Annotated in this window: 19 protein-coding genes, 1 tRNA gene and 1 rRNA gene; 15 read left to right on the forward strand and 6 right to left on the reverse strand. The window is 45.9% G+C overall.

Annotated elements, in window-relative coordinates:
- From rrf to AC1DE7_RS30475, 10 genes are all read left to right on the forward strand, one after another.
- Positions 1-109, forward strand: a 5S ribosomal RNA gene (gene rrf / locus AC1DE7_RS30430); the annotation flags it as partial.
- A gap of 367 nt (positions 110-476) precedes the next feature.
- Positions 477-1,934 carry an IMP dehydrogenase gene (gene guaB, locus AC1DE7_RS30435; RefSeq protein ID WP_036607306.1) on the forward strand — a complete coding sequence of 486 codons (1,458 nt, stop codon included), beginning with the start codon at positions 477-479 and terminating at the stop codon, positions 1,932-1,934.
- 416 nt (positions 1,935-2,350) lie between these two features.
- Positions 2,351-3,742: a D-alanyl-D-alanine carboxypeptidase family protein gene (locus AC1DE7_RS30440; protein ID WP_477535798.1), complete on the forward strand. Its 1,392-nt coding sequence runs from the start codon at positions 2,351-2,353 to the stop codon at positions 3,740-3,742.
- A gap of 217 nt (positions 3,743-3,959) precedes the next feature.
- Positions 3,960-4,550, forward strand: coding sequence for a pyridoxal 5'-phosphate synthase glutaminase subunit PdxT (gene pdxT / locus AC1DE7_RS30445; RefSeq protein ID WP_036671585.1), 591 nt, complete (start codon positions 3,960-3,962; stop codon positions 4,548-4,550).
- 273 nt (positions 4,551-4,823) lie between these two features.
- Positions 4,824-6,107 (forward strand): serine--tRNA ligase, encoded by a 1,284-nt coding sequence (gene serS / locus AC1DE7_RS30450; RefSeq protein ID WP_017691327.1) that lies wholly within the window; start codon positions 4,824-4,826, stop codon positions 6,105-6,107.
- Positions 6,108-6,304: 197 nt separating this feature from the next.
- Positions 6,305-6,393, forward strand: a tRNA-Ser gene (locus AC1DE7_RS30455).
- Positions 6,394-6,585: 192 nt separating this feature from the next.
- Positions 6,586-6,924: a hypothetical protein gene (locus AC1DE7_RS30460; protein WP_036607297.1), complete on the forward strand. Its 339-nt coding sequence runs from the start codon at positions 6,586-6,588 to the stop codon at positions 6,922-6,924.
- A 29-nt stretch (positions 6,925-6,953) separates the two neighbouring features.
- Positions 6,954-7,130, forward strand: a complete 177-nt coding sequence (locus AC1DE7_RS30465) for a hypothetical protein (protein ID WP_340983792.1) — start codon at positions 6,954-6,956, stop codon at positions 7,128-7,130.
- A gap of 21 nt (positions 7,131-7,151) precedes the next feature.
- Positions 7,152-7,304, forward strand: a complete 153-nt coding sequence (locus AC1DE7_RS30470) for a small acid-soluble spore protein P (protein ID WP_036607296.1) — start codon at positions 7,152-7,154, stop codon at positions 7,302-7,304.
- A gap of 235 nt (positions 7,305-7,539) precedes the next feature.
- Positions 7,540-8,634 carry a hypothetical protein gene (locus AC1DE7_RS30475; RefSeq protein ID WP_340983791.1) on the forward strand — a complete coding sequence of 365 codons (1,095 nt, stop codon included), beginning with the start codon at positions 7,540-7,542 and terminating at the stop codon, positions 8,632-8,634.
- Between the two features lie 251 nt (positions 8,635-8,885).
- On the opposite strand, the gene AC1DE7_RS30480 is transcribed toward AC1DE7_RS30475, so the two are convergent.
- Positions 8,886-9,455, reverse strand: coding sequence for a GNAT family N-acetyltransferase (locus AC1DE7_RS30480; RefSeq protein WP_047841147.1), 570 nt, complete (start codon positions 9,453-9,455; stop codon positions 8,886-8,888).
- 43 nt (positions 9,456-9,498) lie between these two features.
- A complete protein-coding gene (tadA, locus tag AC1DE7_RS30485) occupies positions 9,499-10,005 on the reverse strand; it encodes a tRNA adenosine(34) deaminase TadA (RefSeq protein WP_076254823.1) in 507 nt (168 codons plus the stop codon).
- A 332-nt stretch (positions 10,006-10,337) separates the two neighbouring features.
- Here tadA and AC1DE7_RS30490 point away from each other — a divergent pair, with 332 nt between their 5' ends.
- A complete protein-coding gene (locus AC1DE7_RS30490) occupies positions 10,338-12,677 on the forward strand; it encodes an ATP-binding protein (protein ID WP_036607315.1) in 2,340 nt (779 codons plus the stop codon).
- Positions 12,678-12,695: 18 nt separating this feature from the next.
- Positions 12,696-13,397 (forward strand): 23S rRNA pseudouridine(2604) synthase RluF, encoded by a 702-nt coding sequence (gene rluF, locus AC1DE7_RS30495; protein WP_036607293.1) that lies wholly within the window; start codon positions 12,696-12,698, stop codon positions 13,395-13,397.
- A 210-nt stretch (positions 13,398-13,607) separates the two neighbouring features.
- Here the strand turns inward: rluF and motB are convergent, their stop codons facing one another.
- Positions 13,608-14,426 carry a flagellar motor protein MotB gene (gene motB, locus AC1DE7_RS30500; RefSeq protein WP_127551369.1) on the reverse strand — a complete coding sequence of 273 codons (819 nt, stop codon included), beginning with the start codon at positions 14,424-14,426 and terminating at the stop codon, positions 13,608-13,610.
- Positions 14,413-15,213 carry a flagellar motor stator protein MotA gene (motA, locus tag AC1DE7_RS30505; protein ID WP_036607291.1) on the reverse strand — a complete coding sequence of 267 codons (801 nt, stop codon included), beginning with the start codon at positions 15,211-15,213 and terminating at the stop codon, positions 14,413-14,415. Before motA ends, motB begins: the two co-directional genes overlap by 14 nt.
- Positions 15,214-15,446: 233 nt before the next feature.
- On the opposite strand from motA, the gene AC1DE7_RS30510 reads away from it, so the two are divergent.
- From AC1DE7_RS30510 to rbsK, 3 genes are all read left to right on the forward strand, one after another.
- Positions 15,447-15,740: a hypothetical protein gene (locus tag AC1DE7_RS30510; RefSeq protein WP_036607290.1), complete on the forward strand. Its 294-nt coding sequence runs from the start codon at positions 15,447-15,449 to the stop codon at positions 15,738-15,740.
- A gap of 250 nt (positions 15,741-15,990) precedes the next feature.
- The gene (locus AC1DE7_RS30515) at positions 15,991-16,287 is read left to right on the forward strand and encodes a 4a-hydroxytetrahydrobiopterin dehydratase (protein ID WP_017691315.1); all 297 of its coding nucleotides are present in this window, start codon (positions 15,991-15,993) and stop codon (positions 16,285-16,287) included.
- Positions 16,288-16,331: 44 nt separating this feature from the next.
- Entirely contained in the window at positions 16,332-17,315 is a 984-nt protein-coding gene (rbsK, locus tag AC1DE7_RS30520) for a ribokinase (RefSeq protein ID WP_477535799.1), read from the forward strand.
- 74 nt (positions 17,316-17,389) lie between these two features.
- On the opposite strand, the gene AC1DE7_RS30525 is transcribed toward rbsK, so the two are convergent.
- The gene (locus tag AC1DE7_RS30525; protein WP_036607288.1) at positions 17,390-17,746 is read right to left on the reverse strand and encodes a c-type cytochrome; all 357 of its coding nucleotides are present in this window, start codon (positions 17,744-17,746) and stop codon (positions 17,390-17,392) included.
- Positions 17,747-17,896: 150 nt separating this feature from the next.
- The gene (locus AC1DE7_RS30530; RefSeq protein ID WP_477535800.1) at positions 17,897-18,391 is read right to left on the reverse strand and encodes a GNAT family N-acetyltransferase; all 495 of its coding nucleotides are present in this window, start codon (positions 18,389-18,391) and stop codon (positions 17,897-17,899) included.
- Positions 18,392-18,706: the final 315 nt, after the last annotated feature.

Raw genomic sequence — 18,706 nt, forward strand, 5'->3', positions numbered from 1 at the left:
CGATGGCGGAGGGGTTCCACACGTACCCATCCCGAACACGACCGTTAAGCCCTCTAGCGCCGATGGTACTTGGACCGCAGGGTCCTGGGAGAGTAGGACGCCGCCAAGCAAAGAACCACTGCCGATGTTATTCGGTGGTGGTTTTTATTATATAGTTTTATTATGCAGTATGGGATTAAAATACAGATTGAATTTGGTGATTTCTCAGCACAATAGGATGTATACAGGTAACGTTATTCGATATGAATTGACGTTTTTTTGCGTAATAACTAGACTTGTCCGCTCTGGAAAAACAGTTGTGTTCATCAGGCAATACACCTGATATAACCAAGTACTTTTCCTTGACAGTCTAAATATCGCTTTGCTAAGATGGCAATAATAAATTTTTCAGAAAACGTATTTTCGGCGTAAAATACAGCCTGGAATCTTCGGGTTTTGGACCGTAAAGCTGAGCAAACATAAGGAGGAACACTTGCGTGTGGGAAGATAAATTTGGTAAGGAAGGCCTCACCTTTGATGATGTATTGCTAGTGCCACGGAAATCCGAGACACTGCCTAAAGAAGTAGATGTATCTATTCGTTTGAGTGATACTGTAAAGCTAAATATTCCTTTGATCAGTGCGGGTATGGATACAGTAACTGAAGCGACATTGGCTATTGCCATTGCACGTGAAGGCGGTATCGGTATTATCCATAAAAATATGTCGGTTGAACAACAGGCAGAAGAAGTAGATCGTGTTAAGCGTTCGGAGAGTGGTGTTATTACAAACCCGTTCTCACTGACGGCAGATCATCTGGTATCTGATGCGGAAGCAGTAATGGCGAAATATCGGATCTCCGGTGTACCTATTATTGAAGGAGATCAGAAGCTGGTTGGTATTTTGACCAACCGCGATTTGCGTTTTATTCATGATTACGGCATCAAAATTAGCGAAGTCATGACTCATGAGAATCTGGTTACCGCTCCTGTTGGCACTACACTGCAAGAAGCTGAAGGTATCCTTCAGAAGCACAAGATTGAGAAACTTCCATTAGTTGATGAGACAAACACGTTGAAAGGTCTTATCACGATTAAAGATATTGAGAAAGCCATTCAATTCCCTCATGCAGCCAAAGATGCTCAAGGACGTTTGTTGGTTGGTGCAGCGATTGGTATTTCCAAAGATACATTTGAACGTGCAGATGCTTTGGTACAAGCTGGTGTCGACCTGATTACGGTAGACTCGGCTCACGGACACCACATCAATATCATTGAAGCTGTACGTCAGCTTCGTGAACGTTTCCCTAGTCTGACCATCGTTGCAGGTAACGTCGCTACTGGCGCAGCCACTCGTGACCTGATCGAAGCAGGGGCTTCGGTAGTCAAAGTAGGTATTGGTCCAGGTTCGATTTGTACAACACGTGTTATCGCTGGTATTGGTGTACCTCAAGTAACTGCAGTGTACGATTGTGCAACAGTGGCACGCGAATATGGAGTTCCGATTATCGCGGATGGCGGAATTAAATATTCTGGTGAAATTACGAAGGCACTGGCTGCAGGCGCACACGCGGTGATGCTGGGAAGTTTGTTTGCCGGCACAGCGGAAAGCCCGGGGGAAACTGAAATCTTCCAAGGACGTAGCTACAAAGTATACCGCGGTATGGGTTCAATGGCTGCAATGAAACAAGGTAGTAAAGATCGTTACTTCCAAGATGATGACAAGAAACTGGTTCCGGAAGGAATCGAAGGTCGTGTCGCTTACAAAGGACCATTGTCTGATACGATCCACCAACTGATTGGTGGTCTGCGTTCGGGTATGGGATACTGTGGTACAAGTAACTTGGAGCAACTTCGTAACGATACAGGCTTTATCCGAATTACAGGTGCGGGACTGCGCGAAAGTCATCCCCATGATGTACAGATTACCAAAGAAGCACCTAACTACTCGTTGTAATCTGAAGAGAGTTAATCATTTCCAGGACAGGCTCGGTGATTTTCACCGGGTCTGTCTTTTTTTGCAGATACCCCTGTGATAGAATAGAACAAGCGGTGACGATCCATGGGTGGATTAAGGCGTTGCGGCGGCTATTTGACGTGAATCTATGAATATGGTTTTGAAAAGCAAATGCAGTGCCAGAAAAGGCTGCCAGTTAAACAGAAGCGCGGACGTCCTTTTACATAAGCATTTGCAAAATGCGGACTAAGTGACAATCGATAACGAACTTTAGGAGCAATAATATTGCTCGTTCGATACAGCGCATATAGCACACATCTCATACATCAAACACGCAGGTTAGGGAACAAGAAAATCGCAGCATAAGCTGCACTGAAGCAATTAACAATGCTTTGGATCGAAGGGAGTATTCATCATTGAAAGCCAAACACATGAATAAAAAGAAACGCCAAATGCTCAAAAAGAGCGTAGCCTCGGTAATGCTAATTAACATGCTTTGCATGTCTGCAGTCATGCCGGTCATGGCTGCTGCGGACAACTCCAGTCAGGTTCTGACTGCTACGGCAACAACAACAACGAAGACGGAAAAAGCCGTAAAGGTGCCTGGGGTAGACTCACTTGGGCTTGAGGTTAGATCAGCGGTGCTAATGGAAGCCTCAACGGGACAGATTCTACTAAATGTCGATGCGGATAAAGCGATGCCACCTGCAAGTATGACCAAAATGATGACAGAGTACATTGTCGCCGAACAAGTCAAACAAGGTAAATTCGGGTGGGACGATATTGTAACTGTTAAAAAGAATGCTGCACAAAGTGTCGGATCACGTATCTTCCTGGCAGAAGGTGACCAGCACACAGTTAAGGATCTCTATATTGCTATGGCTGTTGGCTCTGCCAATGATGCTACGGTTGCTTTAGCTGAGTATGTTGCCGGTTCCGAAGAAGCTTTCGTGAAAATGATGAATGATGAAGCGAAGCGTATGGGCATGAAGGATACGTTCTTCATCAACTCTTCCGGTCTGGACCGAGCAGATATGCCTGCTGATTTCCGCCCAGCTGAAGACAAGGAAACAGTGATGTCCGCTCTGGATGCTGCAATTCTATGCCGATACATCATTATGGATCACCCGGACTACACAGAATTTACAACGATTCAATCCTACAAGTTCCGTCCCAATGATAAAGCTCCAATTATCAATTACAACTGGATGCTGGAAGCGAATAAAAATATAACCAATTTCAAAAGCTATGCCTATGAAGGTCTGGATGGAATGAAAACAGGCCATACCACGAACGCAGGTAATAACTTTACAGGTACAGCAGAACGTAACGGGATGCGTCTAATTAGTGTTGTTATGGGCACAGATTCGGAATCCGCACGTTTCAGAGAAACTAAAAAGGTATTGGACTATGGATTTAACAACTTTGAAGTGAAACAGGCTGTTGCGGGCAAGACCAAAGTGACGGGCTGGGAAGCGGTACCTTTGAAAAAAGGGAAAGAAACAACCGTTCCTGTTGTAACAGATAATGCGGTAAGTTTTGTTGTACCCAAAGGTACTCAGAACCTGAATGTGACGTTCAAAGCCAACGTAACTGAGGCTGACAAGTTGGTAGCACCACTCAAGGCAGGTACGAAGGTTGGTACGGTAACGTACACGTATAAAGCAGAGGGAATTGAGCCACAGGAAAAAACAGTGAACTTGATCACTGCTGAAGAGGCTGAAAAAGGCGGATGGTTCCGTTTGTTCTTCCGTGCCGTGAAGGATTTCTTCGTGGATCTTTTTGACGGGATTAAAAACCTGTTTTAGTCCATAACAAACTTCATGGAAAGAGTATGATCATGATTTTAATGTCTATCTGGTCATATCATTGACAAAATACAAGTTATTCCGACCGGATGGATTGTATATTTACAATTTTTCCGGTAAAATATCAAGTTAGAATTCACGTATGATGAAGTGAAAAAGTACAATGTTCGTTTACCGTATGCAAGATCGTGGCTGGTAAGAGAAGGGGAATGAGCGTATGAAGATCGGCGTTTTAGCACTTCAAGGAGCTGTCACAGAGCATATTCGAAGTATTGAACGTGCTGGAGCAGAAGGTATAGCTATCAAACAGGTTCAGCAATTGGAGGACTTGGATGGTCTTATCCTTCCTGGCGGGGAAAGCACGACGATTGGTAAACTGATGCGCAAGTATGGGTTTATGGATGCCATTCGGGCGTTTGCTGCTGAGGGTAAACCGGTATTTGGTACCTGTGCTGGCTTGATCGTTATGGCTAAACACATTGCAGGGCAAGAAGAAGCTCATTTGGAGCTAATGGATATGACTGTATCCCGAAATGCATTTGGACGGCAGAGAGAGAGTTTTGAGACGGATTTGCCAGTCAAAGGTATTGAGGAAACGGTAAGGGCTGTATTTATACGGGCGCCCTTGATCGAGAGTGTCGGAGACCAGGTGGAGGTTCTCTCCACATACAAGGATGAGATTGTTACGGCTCGTCAGGGACATTTGTTGGCTTGCTCCTACCATCCGGAATTGACGGATGACTATCGTCTGCATACTTATTTTGTAGACATGGCCAGATCCTACAAACACACGGTAGACTCTAAATAATGCATGATGTACAACCTATGATCTCCCGGTCATCGGATCACTTCACCAGAAGCCGTGTAAGGCCACTGGTTGGCAGTTGCATCTGAACGGATGCCTGATGTTGCCTGTATCTGCTTCATAGCGGGAATCGCAGCGGAGGGTGACAAGGGGGATATAGGTTGTTTTTTGGGTTACAGGTTCCGATAAGTATATAGTAAGGTGTATACAGTAGAGTTTTGAGAATGGATTTAACATAAGGCTTCACGTTGTGAGGTTATTTAGGAGGGGTATATCGTGCTTGATGTGAAAATATTGCGGAATGAGTATGCACGTGTAGAAGAAGCATTGACTAAACGTGGCAAATCGCTGGATCTTATCGCTGGATTTACCGAGATGGATGCCAAGCGTCGGGAATTGCTTCAAGAGAGTGAAACACTGAAGAGCCGTCGGAATACGGTCTCTGCGGAAGTTGCTAGACTGAAGAAAAATCGTGAGAATGCTGATGATCTGATTGTGGAGATGCGCGAAGTGTCTGATCGAATCAAAGCCATGGACGAGGAAGTTCGGGAACTGGAAGTAAAGATCAATGATCTCACAATGGCGATTCCGAACATTCCTAACGAAAGCGTACCTATTGGAGCTTCTGAAGACGACAATGTTGAGATTCGTCGTTGGGAAGAGCCGAAGTCATTTACTTTTGCACCAAAAGCACACTGGGAAATTGCACAGGATCTCGATATTCTTGATTTTGAAGCGGCTGCCAAAGTAACAGGTTCCCGTTTTACCTTTTATAAAGGTCTAGGCGCACGTCTGGAACGTGCATTGATTAACTTCATGATGGATCTGCACAGCGATCAACATGGATATGAAGAGATTCTGCCTCCATACATCGTTAATCGGGACAGCTTGTTTGGAACAGGTCAACTGCCTAAGTTCGAAGAAGACCTGTTCAAGTTGAAAGATACCGAATATTATCTGATCCCTACTGCTGAAGTTCCGGTAACGAACTATCATCGCGAAGAGATTCTGAATGTAGATCAATTGCCTAAGCACTTTGTGGCATACAGCTCTTGTTTCCGCTCTGAAGCCGGTTCGGCTGGACGGGATACACGCGGCTTGATTCGTCAGCATCAATTCAACAAAGTAGAGCTGCTCAAGCTCTCTACTCCAGAGACTTCGTATGAAGAGCTGGAGCAAATGACTCAAAATGCGGAGCGTGTGCTTCAATTGTTGGGCTTGCCGTATCGCGTCCTGACATTGTGCACGGCAGATATGGGCTTCACCTCAGCTAAAACGTATGATATTGAAGTATGGTTACCTGAGAGCAATACCTATCGTGAGATTTCTTCGTGCTCCAACTGTGAGGACTTCCAGGCACGTCGTGCCAATATCCGTTTCCGCAGAGAGCCAAAAGCCAAACCGGAATTTGTTCATACATTGAACGGGTCAGGATTGGCGGTTGGACGGACGGTAGCCGCTATCCTGGAGAACTATCAACAGGAAGATGGTACGGTTGTCATTCCTGAAGCATTACGTCCTTATATGGGCGGTGCAAGTGTGATCGCACGTCGCTCTTAAGTAAGAGTTAGCTAACCATCCTCATCAAGGGGAATACAAATTCAATCCGTCATTTCGGAATGGCGGATTGGAGTGTTTTGTATAACTGAGGCAGTTGTCTGATACGGAATTATCAATTTTAATATAAAAAGGTTGCATTATAATGTCGAGATGTGGTATGATACTTTTCGTGGCAAGTTTATAAAAGTTAATTCCCTGGAGAGGTACCGAAGCGGTCATAACGGGGCGGTCTTGAAAACCGTTAGGGGGCAACTCCACGTGGGTTCGAATCCCACCCTCTCCGCCATACTACACTTATAACAAGGATTCGAGCGATCTCGCTCGAATCCTTTTTTGCGTTGTGAGTTTGTCCAGCGTAGTGAGCATACAGGTTGGTGACCGATGTATATGTTGCATAGGACAACGTTATATTTTGAATAAGGCTAATATGTATAAAAACATCTTCATCGCCGCACTTTATAGGAGTGGAGGTGGTAAGATGAACCGCGAGTTAAACATCGATCAGACAGAGCTTGTAGGGGCTTGGCAAGAACGTTTGCCTCAAGTCCTGAATGTTGGAGACCAGGCTCAGGTAATGGCCGATGAAGCCGATCAGCAGGCGATTCGGATACACATTGCTACAGCAGGGCACGAGATGTACTCTTTTGATTTCAAATGTGCATATGTCGATTCCCGTGAAGTCAGCGTACAGCTGATTGATGTGGAACGGGATGGACGAACGACGGATGAGCGTACAGAACCGATTCAGGAACTGGCTCACGATTATACACGGCACATTCATGAATGCGCCCAGTCGTTACAATCCCAGACGAGATAATAGCCTGAAATCTGAAGGAGTGAACTCAATTGACTAAAGCCAAAGCGGGAGTAGACAAAAACCTGCAAAATGTAGTCGATGATCTGGAGCAGCCTGCCGTAAACAGTCATTATGCCCAGCAAAATCAGCAAGATATTAATGATCGCCGTCATCAGGATGCACTGAATCATGACAAAACGGAAGATAGGGACCCATCCCATTCCTAACAATGATGAGGGGGCAATAATATGAGCAAACCAAAAACAATTCCCGTACCGGAAGCGCAAGCATCCGAACAGCATCGTCATTCATCCAAACGCTCTTCCATGCAGGAACCATTATCCGGTTCCAAAAAAGTAAAAAATCAAAATCATGTGGATCATTTGAATCCTCAAGGTTAATAGAAGAAACAGATTCACGCAAAAGTCCCTTGTTACCTAACAGGGGGCTTTTGCGTATTCATACATATATAAAGACAGGCACATGGTTATTCCCAAAGCTGACATAGGTCTTTGTAGCCATTTTAAAGAGGAAAGATCACATTTTTCCCAAATTAGGTTTCGGTATCTGGTGATATGGTATATCATTGATATTGAATTACTTTTTTTTGGGGTTATCACGAGAGGAGAGAAACAAATGACTAAACGTATGGGGGCGCTTCTTCTCACGTTGCTGTTGACCGTATCTATGGCATTAACAGCATGTAGCAGCAAGCAGGAACCAAAAGAGGCATTGAAGACGGCTGCGGCCAATGCTTCCAAATTGACTTCGTATGAAATGAGTTCTAATTTCACTATTAATGAATTGAGCTATAAACCTGGGGATGCTTCACAAACTGATCCTACCATGACTCAGTTTATGAGCATGCTGAAGGATGCTCAGTTGAATGTAACAGGTGTATACCAAAGTGAGCCAATGCAGACAGAGATGACTCTTGGCATCGAGCTTAAAGGCGACATGGGTATGACCTTTAACATCCCAATGGTGATGACAGCAGAGAAACTCTATGTGAAAGTGCCGAATATTCCGTTCTTCCCGATTCCGGAGAATGTTGTTAACAAGTTCCTGGAGCTGGACCTGAAAGAACTGGCTGAGCAAGAGGGTACAGAATGGAACCCTGATGCTATGGACGCAGCCAAAACGCAAAAGCTGAGCAACGAAGTCATGGACGCAGTGCTGAGCGAGTACGATCAAGCTAAATTCTTCAAAAATCTAGACACCAAAGATGCAAAACTTCCTGAAGGTGTAGATGCGAAGCAAGTTGTACAATTCTCGGTGAATAATGACAATGTTAAAGAAGCAGTTACTGTACTGGTAACAAAAGCTATGCCTAAAGTATTGGATATTATTTCCAAAGAGGAATATCGTGAAATGCTGCAAATGGATCAGGCTGATATCGACAAAGCTAAAGAAGATCTGAAGATCACTGAAGCAGATCAGGCTGAAATGGCTAAAGACTTGGATAAATTGAAAGATGTTCTGACAATCAACCAATTCAACATCGATTTCGCATTGGACAAAAACGACTTCCCTGTATATCAAAAGATGGTCGCTGATGTGCTGATCAAGCCAGAAGGTACAAAAGACGAAGTGAAATTGGCATTTACCGGTTCCAATACGTACACTAAGATTAACGAAAAAGCAGCATTCAAAATCAACATCCCTACTGGCGATGACGTAATTACTATGCAAGAGTTCGAAGAACTGATGAACGCTTCATACGGATACTAATCTCGCTGAGTTCAAACCGTCTGTGATTCAAGTGAAGGATAATATCCTTCCGCTTGGGTACAGGCGGTTTTTTTTGTTAGACAGCGTAAGGGGGATATCCGCAAAATAATTGATTTTGAATCGTGGCTGGTGATCTATAAAAATAAAACCGCACTCTCTCCTACATAGCTAGGGTAGTGCGGTTTTATACATTAAATTTGTATATTTTAGAATTGGAATGCAGACGGTTGAGAGGATACGTTTCTTCTTAATTAGTTTGCAAGTTCGTCCAAGTCTTCAGCAAGTACAGCATAGATCTGATGATCCTGATATTTGCCGTTGATCTTGAGGTATTTGCGCGCAGTACCTTCAAACTGGAATCCGTTCTTCTCCAGTACGCGCTGTGAACCTTTGTTGGAGGGCAATACTGCAGCCTGAATCCGATTTAACTTTAGCGCACGGAAGCCATAAGCTACGGCCAGTTTAACCGCTGCTGTCATTCGTCCGCCACCCTGATAATCTGGATGGATAAAGTAACCCATATCCGCATAATTGGCAACGCCCAATACGACATTGTTGATACTTACTTGTCCAATCAACAGGCTGTCTTTAATGGTATAGATTCCAAATTGATATCCTGTACCATCTTCTGCTGCCTTGACCCGATCCTCAATCCGCCGAGTCTGAGCATCCAGTGTATAGAATTCATCGTCTCGCACGGGTTCTACAGACTGGTAGGGGACGCGTGTGACCTGAATCAGGTCCAAATAGGACTGTGTATCTTGGGGTGTGAGCAACCGAAGGCTTATGCCATTGGCTGTATCATAGAGTGTTAGTGCCATTACAGCACACTTCCTTTCTAATTGGGATGTTTGTAGTCGGTGACTACTTTAACTTTTGGCGCAGACTTCTGAAAAATTGAGTTAGCATCGTGGAGCATTCAGGTTGGAGAATATCCGCAATAACCTCGGTGCGATGGTTAAAACGCGGCTCCTGTAACAGGTTCATCAGTGTACCTGCACAGCCTGCCTTGGGATCAGCCGTACCATAGATAACGCGGGGAACTCTGGATTGTACAATTGCACCTGCACACATTGGACAAGGTTCCAGTGTGACGTACAGAGAACAATCCAACAAACGCCAAGCTCCGATGGTCTCGCTGGCCTGACGAATAGCCACCATCTCTGCATGGGCGGTGGAATCCAGTGTAGTTTCACGCAGATTGTATCCCCGACCAATAATTTGGTTATTTTGTACGATTACAGCTCCAATCGGCACTTCCCCGAGAGCTTCAGCCTTGTAGGCCTCGGCAATGGCCTCTCGCATCCAGTGCTCATGTTGAGCCTCTTCAGATAAATTCCCAAGATCGGGCTGGGGAGAATGGTCATTCATTACTATATAACTCCTTCCAAAATCGTTTATTCAGCGAACAAATATTCGGGTTGTTAACATGTTGTGCATAGAATTGTGGATAACCATGTAGTTGCTCACATAGTTATAAACAAACTATCCACAAGCCTGTGGGTATGTGGATAAATATAGTGATTAATTTCATTGTAGAGTTCGAAAATGCAAAAAACAACGAATTTCGAGCTTTTCAGTCATTCGGTAACTTTTGGACACGGGTCAATTATCCTTTTCAAAAAGAGATACAAGCGTTATGATGGAGATAGGTTTTGCCATATATCGCCAGAGGGTACAAGCCGAGAGGTGAACAAAAAAACTTGTCTATTAAAACGAAATTATCCATGATTATGTCGTGCTCAGTGCTCGTTATTTTAGTGTTGAATATCGCACTGAGTTATTATACTACAGAAGAGAATCTGAGGCAGGACAGTGAAACCAAGATGGTGCTCACTGCAAAGCAGATTGCAATTGCTGTCGAACAGAATCAATACAGTTCGGATTATGTAAAACGGCAGATTGGAAACAATCTGTGGCTTGCTGCTGTCATGGCAGCGGAAGAATTGGACCCGGATATTAATAATATCACAAATGAAGAACTTGTACGCTTGAGCCAAAAGGTCGGCGTCTCACATATTTCGTTAATGGAGCAGACGGATGATGACATCGTTGTTAACCGCTCCTCAGATCCGAGAGAAATCGGGCTGTCCACCAAATCCATGACTTATTGGTATCAGGCCTTTAAGCAATTATTTGAAAAACAACAGGTGACGATTCCCCAAGGACAGAAGTTGGAGCATTTCTGGTCAGATGGATTCGAATATTCGACATCCAGTCCTTCGGATATTGATATCTGGGGTTACTACCATGATGGAAAGAGAAACTACATAATCAATCCCTTCTATAATAATACGGAAGTTGATGACTATGTGAAAATCTCTAGTCCGGATGAGATTTTAAATAAAATTCGTGAGGTCAATCCCTCCATTCTGGAGATTACAGGCATCAATCCGTTGACTTTTGGTAGCCCGAACATGGGTGATGACGGAAGAGATTCGAACTTTAGCAAGTTGAATAACAGACCGATTCGTTTTGGTACATACCAGTATGGTTCTACGGATGAGGATCATCGTGCTGTGGTGCGCGCCATTCGAACAGGGCAAAATGTATCTTTTGTCAGTGAAACGCACGAACAGAAGGTACTGAAGAGTTTTATTCCCATTTTTACACCCAATCAGTCTTCCTATGTGATCAGTATTGTCATGGACTATAAGCAAATATCCTCCATGGTATCTGAGCAGTTGGTGAGCCATGCCTCCATATCGTTGGTTTTGCTGGAGATTGTGATCTTTGGCAGCTATTTGCTCGCAGGGTATATTACGCGTCCGATCCAATCCATACTGGGCAAAGTGAATGATGTAGCAGATGGGCACTTTGATTTCCGTCTGAAAGTACGGAGGAAGGATGAACTTGGCCAACTGGCCAATCGTATTAATGCCATGATTCGTAATCTGGGCCATTATACGAGTCGTCTGAAACAGATGTATGAAGAGAATCGGGCGGTGAAAGAACATCTGGAGTCCATTATCAATCAGACAGCGGACGCCATTCACATTACGGATCTTGAAGGAAAAGTGCTGCGGGTTAACCGCGCATTTGAACAATTATATGGCTTTCGAAGTCGTGAGGTGGAAGGTCGTAATCTGAAGATCATCCCGCCAGAGGCAGAAGAAGAAATGAAACGTCAGCATGCCCAACTCGTTGAAGGGATGTCCATTACGTCCAACGAAACTACCTGGATGAAGAAAGACGGGACCCGAGTAGAGGTCAGTGTCAGTACGGCTCCGGTACGAGACGAGGCTGGAGAGATTACCGCGCTCATTAGTGTCTCCAGGGACATTACAAGCCGTAATCGGATGGAAGAGCTGCTGAGACGTTCTGAGAAGCTAACAACCGTGGGCCAGCTTGCAGCAGGTGTGGCACATGAGATTCGTAATCCACTGACCACGCTGCGCGGATTCCTGCAGTTACAGCAAGAGAGCAACAAGCTGAATCATCGTCATCTGGATCTGATGTTATCGGAGCTGGATCGAATCAACCTTATTGTTGGTGAATTTCTGATTCTGGCGAAACCGCAGGCGGTTCATTTTCAGAATCGGGATATTCGTTTTATTCTTGGCGATGTCATCTCGTTACTGGATAGTCAGGCGCATCTGCATGGTGTAGAATTTGTACTGCGTGCCTCATCCGATTCGGCTATGGTACACTGTGAAGAGAACCAATTGAAGCAGGTATTCATCAATTTGCTGAAAAATGGTATGGAGGCCATGCCAAATGGAGGAAACATCCATATCAAGCTCAAGCATGACGAGCAATCGAAACGCGTCAGAATTGAGATCAGGGATGAAGGGATCGGTATCCCGGAAGAGATGATGCCCAAGCTTGGGGAGCCTTTCTTTACGAATAAAGAGTCTGGAACAGGGCTTGGCCTGATGGTCAGTCAGCGCATTATTCAATCACATAAGGGCATGATGGATATTAAAAGCGTCATGAACAAGGGAACAACGGTTATTATTGAACTGCCTGCATCCGAGCAACAACCGGAAGTTATTGAGGTAGATCAGGTAACAGATGACACACTTACAGATGAAGAGAAATAGATGAGGTGAGATTACCTTTTGCGTATTAATAAATTTATTAGTGAAACAGGTTATTGCTCCCGGCGTGAAGCCGACAAGTTGGTGGATAGTGGTCAGGTAACCATTAATGGAGTTAAGGCTGAACTGGGCAGTCAGGCAGAAGAAGGCGACGATGTACGAATCAATGGCAAGCCAATCAAGGAAAAGAGAAAACACGTATATATCGCGCTGAATAAACCGATCGGGATCACAAGTACAACCGAGCAGCATATTCAGGGCAATATCGTTGATTTTGTCGGGCACGATGAACGTATCTTTCCTATTGGGCGTCTGGATAAGGACTCGGAAGGTTTGATCCTGATGACCAATGATGGTGATATCGTTAACCGGATTCTTAGATCAGAAGGGCGCCATGAGAAAGAGTATATCGTTACTGTTGATCGATCTGTAACCCCGAGTTTCCTTAGAGGTATGAGCACTGGGGTGAAGATCCTGGGTGAAATGACCCTGCCTTGTACAGTGACCCGGATGACGGATCGAGTATTCCGTATCATCCTGACTGAAGGAAAGAACCGTCAGATTCGGAGGATGTGTAGTGCCTTTGGTTACGAGGTTCGTAAGTTGAAGCGTATTCGGATCATGAACATCCATCTTGGAGAAATGGCGACAGGTTCATGGAGAGAGCTTACCCCCGCTGAAAAAGCGGAGCTGGGCGGTCTGTTGGACTATTCGCTGGAATAGTTGATTCGAGTTCGACTAATTAACTGATTGAAGCCCTGCTTTCCGAAAAGGAGCGCAGGGCTTTTTGGTGCAGATTTAATGAAGACTGGTCAATAATACCTAATAGTACGGAAATATGTAGATGAACCAGGCATAAGCCTTATAAAACCAAAAAGACCGTTCTCCTTGTAACTGGAGAACGGTCTTTGGTTAATGAATCGCTGCAGGCCTCTAGTTTCCTCCGCCAACGGCTTTTACATTTGTATTGTTACTTTGATACTTCCGAATGATAGATACCTCTACACGGCGATTCTGTGCCCGTCCCGTATTGGTGTCATTGCTGGCAATTGGGTGATACTCTCCATAACCACTTGGTGTGAATTTGGAAGGGTCCAATTTCGAGTTCAGCAACAGGATTTTCAGGAAGTTGAGCGCACGATCTGCGCTTAGATCCCAGTTATCCTTATATTGGTTGTTCGAAATGGGAATATTATCGGTATGACCGGATACAACCACTTCATATTCAGGGAACTCCTGCAGCATGCTTGAGATTGCTTTGGCCAGGGATCGTGATTCAGGCTTCACATCTGCTCGGCCTGAGGAGAACAGGGCGTTATCACTGATGGTGATCTTCAATTCAGACTGATTCAGCTTGGTGTTCAGCTGGTCTGAAAGTCCGTTCTTCGAGATATATTTGTCGAGTCGCTCTTTGAGTTTCTCCAGGTCTTCTTGTTCTTTCTTAGCCATCTGTGCATCTGTAATCTGAGCTGGTGTTTTCTTGGTGATTTCTGTAGGTTCCTGTTTGTTCTTACCCAAATCAGCACCTGGCGTATCCGGATTCATGGACGAATGGTCCAGAATCCCGGAACCTCCATTTAATGCACTGTTTAGTGCGGAAGCCATCTGCTCGAACTTAGCTGCATCGATTGAACTCATACCGAACAATACAATAAACAGAGCGAGCAACAAGGTCATCAAGTCGGAATAGGGAAGCAACCAGCTCTCGTCTATATGCTCTTCATGTGGTTCGTGCTTCTTAGCCTTTTTCACCTGGTGATCCCTCCTTCTCTTCCAGTTGTTTACGTTCGGAAGGTGTCAGGAATACGGATAACTTTTGGTTGATGGCGATGGTGGAGACACCGGATTGTATGGATAACAGTCCTTCAACCATCATCAGCTTGATCTCCATTTCTTGCTTGGACATCCGTTTCAGCTTGTTAGACATCGGGTGCCATAACACGTAACCACTAAATATACCAAGGAGTGTTGCGATAAATGCTGCCGCAATCGCATGGGAGAGTTTCTCCATGTCACTGAGATCGGCAAGTGCTGCGATGAGACCTACAACGGCCCCGAGAACCCCGAGCGTTGGTGCGTACATCCCCGCCTGAGCGAAGATCAAGGCACTGCCACGGTGGCGCTCCTCTGTAGCATGAATATCTTCCATGAGCACATCACTTACAAATTCCTGATCGTTGCCGTCTATAATCATACGCATACCGCCACGAAGGAACTGATCGTCAATCTCTTCTACTTTTGATTCCAGTGCAAGCAAACCTTCACGACGGGTAGTGGAAGCCCAATCCATAAATGTGCCGATCAGGGATACGCGATCAATAAGTACTTGATTTTTGAAAACAATCCCGAAAAGCTTAGGGATTTTCTTAACTTCAGACATCGGAAATGCGATAAAGATGGTTCCTGCTGTACCAACAAAGATAATAATGTAGGCTGCGGGATTGTTAACCAGGTTGATTAAGGGCGCACCCTTCAAGAACATACCAAATACAAGGGAGACCAGCCCCAAAATTAGTCCAATAATCGTTGAAATGTTCATCATACACCTCATCCATGAGATAAAATTGAATCCTTTCAAGCGGCTGTGTTCGGGCTTCCGGACGAATTTTTGGCCGCAATCCGTTCAATGTTAGGCATTCCTTACGGTTGCTAAAACAGTTAAAACGGTCATATATGTATTTATCGACCAGAAGGCCTTTTTTTTTAAGGGCTATTTTCAGGTATAATAAGATCAAATCCGCTCCTTAGGGGCCGAATAGGAGTGAAAAGCCAATGGGCGTAAAGCATGGACGGGATTATGAAGGAATTTTGACAGATCTGACAACGGCAATCGGACGCATACCGGATCGGTATGTTTTCTTTGAAATGGACGCGGAAGAGTGGGGGAGACTGGCTGCATCTGACCAACTTGAAGTGGATGAGGCGTTGGCGGAGGATCTGTTCTATGCGCTGGGCGAGGAGTCCGTTATTCCGGTTGGAAGTGGCGTGGTCATCCATGATAAGGAACAGCACCGCATTCATATTTTGATCGGGGAAGAAGAGTTGACATTTGTACCTTTAATTTAGTGTGTTTACATGCATTTTCAGGGGTGTGAATGGAATTGGAATTCCCCTCAAAGCCTTATGGTTATTGGTTCTATGCCATGTAGTTGATTGGATTTTGAAGCTTGTCCGTGGTAAGATGTTAGTCGTGAAATGGGCCAACCGCATGGCGGTGAGCCTGGCCTTTGAGGTTGCTGTTGATTGCGCCGAAGGTGTCGGTGGTTATACGGACGCATGTCTGTAATGTACCATCCTATGGGGAGGAAGATAACGCATGGTTTTTTCGCAAGAGGAAGTCGAAGCTCATCTGGGAAGGCTGGAAGGCTGGGAACTGGAAGAGGGACGGTGGATTGTACGTAAATTCGTGTTCTCCAACTACATGAAAGGGATTGCATTTGTGGATGAGGTCGCTGCGATCTCGGAAGCATTCAATCATCATCCTTTTATTACAATTGATTATACAACGGTTACGCTGCGTCTCACATCATGGGATGCGGGTGGTATCACATCTGTAGATATCAAGGAAGCAGGGCAATATAACGAAGCATATGACAAAATGAGGTCGCAATAACGAGGTCGGTTATTATCGCGCGGCCAGAAGTGAGTGAACCATACATGTCAGACTATAATCAGAAACAACCTCTTATTGCTGTCGTAGGCAGTCTCAATATGGATCTTGTGGTGAAGACAGACACGATTCCGGAAGAGGGAGAGACGGTGAGCGGTGAGGAGCTGCATTATCTCGCTGGTGGCAAAGGGGCCAACCAGGCTGTTGCCGCTGCGCGTCTGGGTGGACAGACTACGATGATTGGTGCGGTGGGATCGGACGGTTTTGGCGAACGTCTGCTGCACAGTCTGACGGAAAGTGGTGCAGATGCCTCGCAGGTTCGCATATTGGAAGACACGGTTACAGGGACAGCTTCCATCTGGCTTTCTCGGGGAGACAACCGGATTATCGTTATTCCTGGTGCGAATGGGCAAGTGGCGCCTGAAATGCTGGAAGAGGCGGATACGGTAAAAAGCCTGACTGCAGCCGCAGCGGTGCTACTACAGCTGGAGATCCCGCTGCCAGCGGTTACCCGCGCCGCCCAACTGGCGGCTGAAGGCAGCGCACTGGTGGTGCTCAACCCGGCTCCCGCGGTGCCGGGTCTGCCCCAGGAGCTCCTGCGGTGCGTCGACGTTGTCACGCCAAACCGCAGCGAGCTTGCCGTGCTTACCGGCCGGGATCATCTCCGGCCGGAAGACCTGGATGCGGCGGTCGCAGAGCTCGCCGCATCCCTCGGGGCCACTGTCGTCACGACGCTCGGCCCCGAGGGGGCTGTGTACGCGGCGGCGCCTGGTGGCCGCGTACAAGCAGGGCGTGCCGGCGCGTGCCGTGCGCCCGGCTACGCCGTAAGCGCCGTCGATACGACCGGCGCTGGCGATTGCTTCAACGGCGCGCTGGCGGTAGCTCTCGCGCGCGGTGAGACTTTGGACGCGGCCGTAGGCTTTGCCATGGGTGCGGCCGCGTTATCCGTGACAAAGCTCGGCGCCCAGTCCGGGATGCCGTACGCACGTGAAGTTGAGGCCTTTTTGGCTGAGCATGCCGCAGAGGCTTAATAATTGATATAACAAAGAGGCTCTTATTCTCCGAAAAGGGGATTAAGCGCCTCTTTGTTATGCGTGTGCAGAGATTATTTCTTCTCTGACAGCCACATGGCGATATTTGCAATCTCTTCGTCCTGCAGTTTGCCCTTGAAGGAAGGCATGCCACCTTTACCTTTGACAATCGTAGAATAGATCTTCTCCAGATCATCCTGGCTGCCGATGTTTGCCAGAGCAGGTCCTACGCCACCTTGAAGCTGATCCCCGTGACAGGAAATACAATTGGCTTTGACCAGTGCTTCAGCTTGTCCGGCATCCAATGTTACTTCCGGCATGGTTGGCTTGGCTTCTTCGGCCACTTCTTCTTTCCCTGGAAGCGTAAACATTAAAACAATAGCTAAAGCGCATGCTGCAAAAAATACTCCGCTCATGATCCATTTGTGCATCCCTTATGTCCCCTCCAGAATGAAAGATCATCTAACCTGAAACTATCCATATCATTATAACGGAACCTGTACTGACATCATAGCATTTTGTGGGAATTTTTTGAACTAATCACATAACAAGGGGCAAATTTGGTTGTTTTGCAATGGATTCTAACCGCGAGGCCCCTCATAAACCATACAGTGAAAGGGCTTCAAGCCGCTGGGGGTCTGTCGTTCGTATGTATCCTGGGTGGCAAATCCACTCTTCAGATAGACTTGAATGGCACGAGCATTCCAAGTGAGTACTTCCAGATCAATCTCATTCGTGGGATTTCGGCGAATAGCTTCTTGTACAATGGCATTGACAAAAGCTGTCCCTTGACCCTGACCACACAGCTCTGGATGCATGCCAAGGCCAATCCGGGTTACCCCTTGAAGTGGGAAGTATTGAGCAAACCCACATATACGATCGTCCTGATCCAGGACGATCGCATATTGCTCCTGCCGCAGCTGTGCATCTCCGAATTCCACTTCCAGAGCTTTCATCTGCTCCCAGGGGAGCCAGCTGTAGATATTGTAAGGCGGATCATACTGCCAACTGCAGATAAGCTCCGCATGTTCTTCTCGCATGGGTACAACGTGAAACGTCACAGGGGTTTCCTTCATACACCTGCATGCTCCTTTCCTTGAAACAGAACTCTTTGTCCACTCTACAAAAGAGATGTTCATTTAGCAAGTCTTCCTTCCCAAGAAAAAAAATGAAACAAAAGTTCCGGTAATTTCGTTTATATTATAACGGGATGGGTAAAAACATCATAAGGGCACGGACGAACGAACGCAAAATGAACCTGTTGATGTCGCAGGATATGCCCCGAGTATAACTTGCAACATGAATAAGGATTGAAGCACAAAAAAACCGCCGGATACATTCCTGCGGAGAATGTACCGGGCGGTTCTGTTATGCTTCTTGCTTCGTTCCAG

This window comes from Paenibacillus sp. 10L310 (genome assembly GCF_056395745.1).

What these genes read in the sequence shown, in the direction of transcription:
- pdxT (WP_036671585.1), top strand. Translation starts at nt 3,960, where the DNA reads ATGAAGATCGGCGTTTTAGCACTTCAAGGAGCTGTCACAGAGCATATT.
- AC1DE7_RS30460 (WP_036607297.1), top strand. Translation starts at nt 6,586, where the DNA reads ATGAACCGCGAGTTAAACATCGATCAGACAGAGCTTGTAGGGGCTTGG.
- AC1DE7_RS30470 (WP_036607296.1), top strand. Translation starts at nt 7,152, where the DNA reads ATGAGCAAACCAAAAACAATTCCCGTACCGGAAGCGCAAGCATCCGAA.
- AC1DE7_RS30475 (WP_340983791.1), top strand. Translation starts at nt 7,540, where the DNA reads ATGACTAAACGTATGGGGGCGCTTCTTCTCACGTTGCTGTTGACCGTA.
- AC1DE7_RS30480 (WP_047841147.1), bottom strand. Translation starts at nt 9,455, where the DNA reads ATGGCACTAACACTCTATGATACAGCCAATGGCATAAGCCTTCGGTTG.
- tadA (WP_076254823.1), bottom strand. Translation starts at nt 10,005, where the DNA reads ATGAATGACCATTCTCCCCAGCCCGATCTTGGGAATTTATCTGAAGAG.
- motA (WP_036607291.1), bottom strand. Translation starts at nt 15,213, where the DNA reads ATGAACATTTCAACGATTATTGGACTAATTTTGGGGCTGGTCTCCCTT.
- AC1DE7_RS30510 (WP_036607290.1), top strand. Translation starts at nt 15,447, where the DNA reads ATGGGCGTAAAGCATGGACGGGATTATGAAGGAATTTTGACAGATCTG.
- AC1DE7_RS30515 (WP_017691315.1), top strand. Translation starts at nt 15,991, where the DNA reads ATGGTTTTTTCGCAAGAGGAAGTCGAAGCTCATCTGGGAAGGCTGGAA.
- rbsK (WP_477535799.1), top strand. Translation starts at nt 16,332, where the DNA reads ATGTCAGACTATAATCAGAAACAACCTCTTATTGCTGTCGTAGGCAGT.
- AC1DE7_RS30525 (WP_036607288.1), bottom strand. Translation starts at nt 17,746, where the DNA reads ATGCACAAATGGATCATGAGCGGAGTATTTTTTGCAGCATGCGCTTTA.
- AC1DE7_RS30530 (WP_477535800.1), bottom strand. Translation starts at nt 18,391, where the DNA reads ATGAAGGAAACCCCTGTGACGTTTCACGTTGTACCCATGCGAGAAGAA.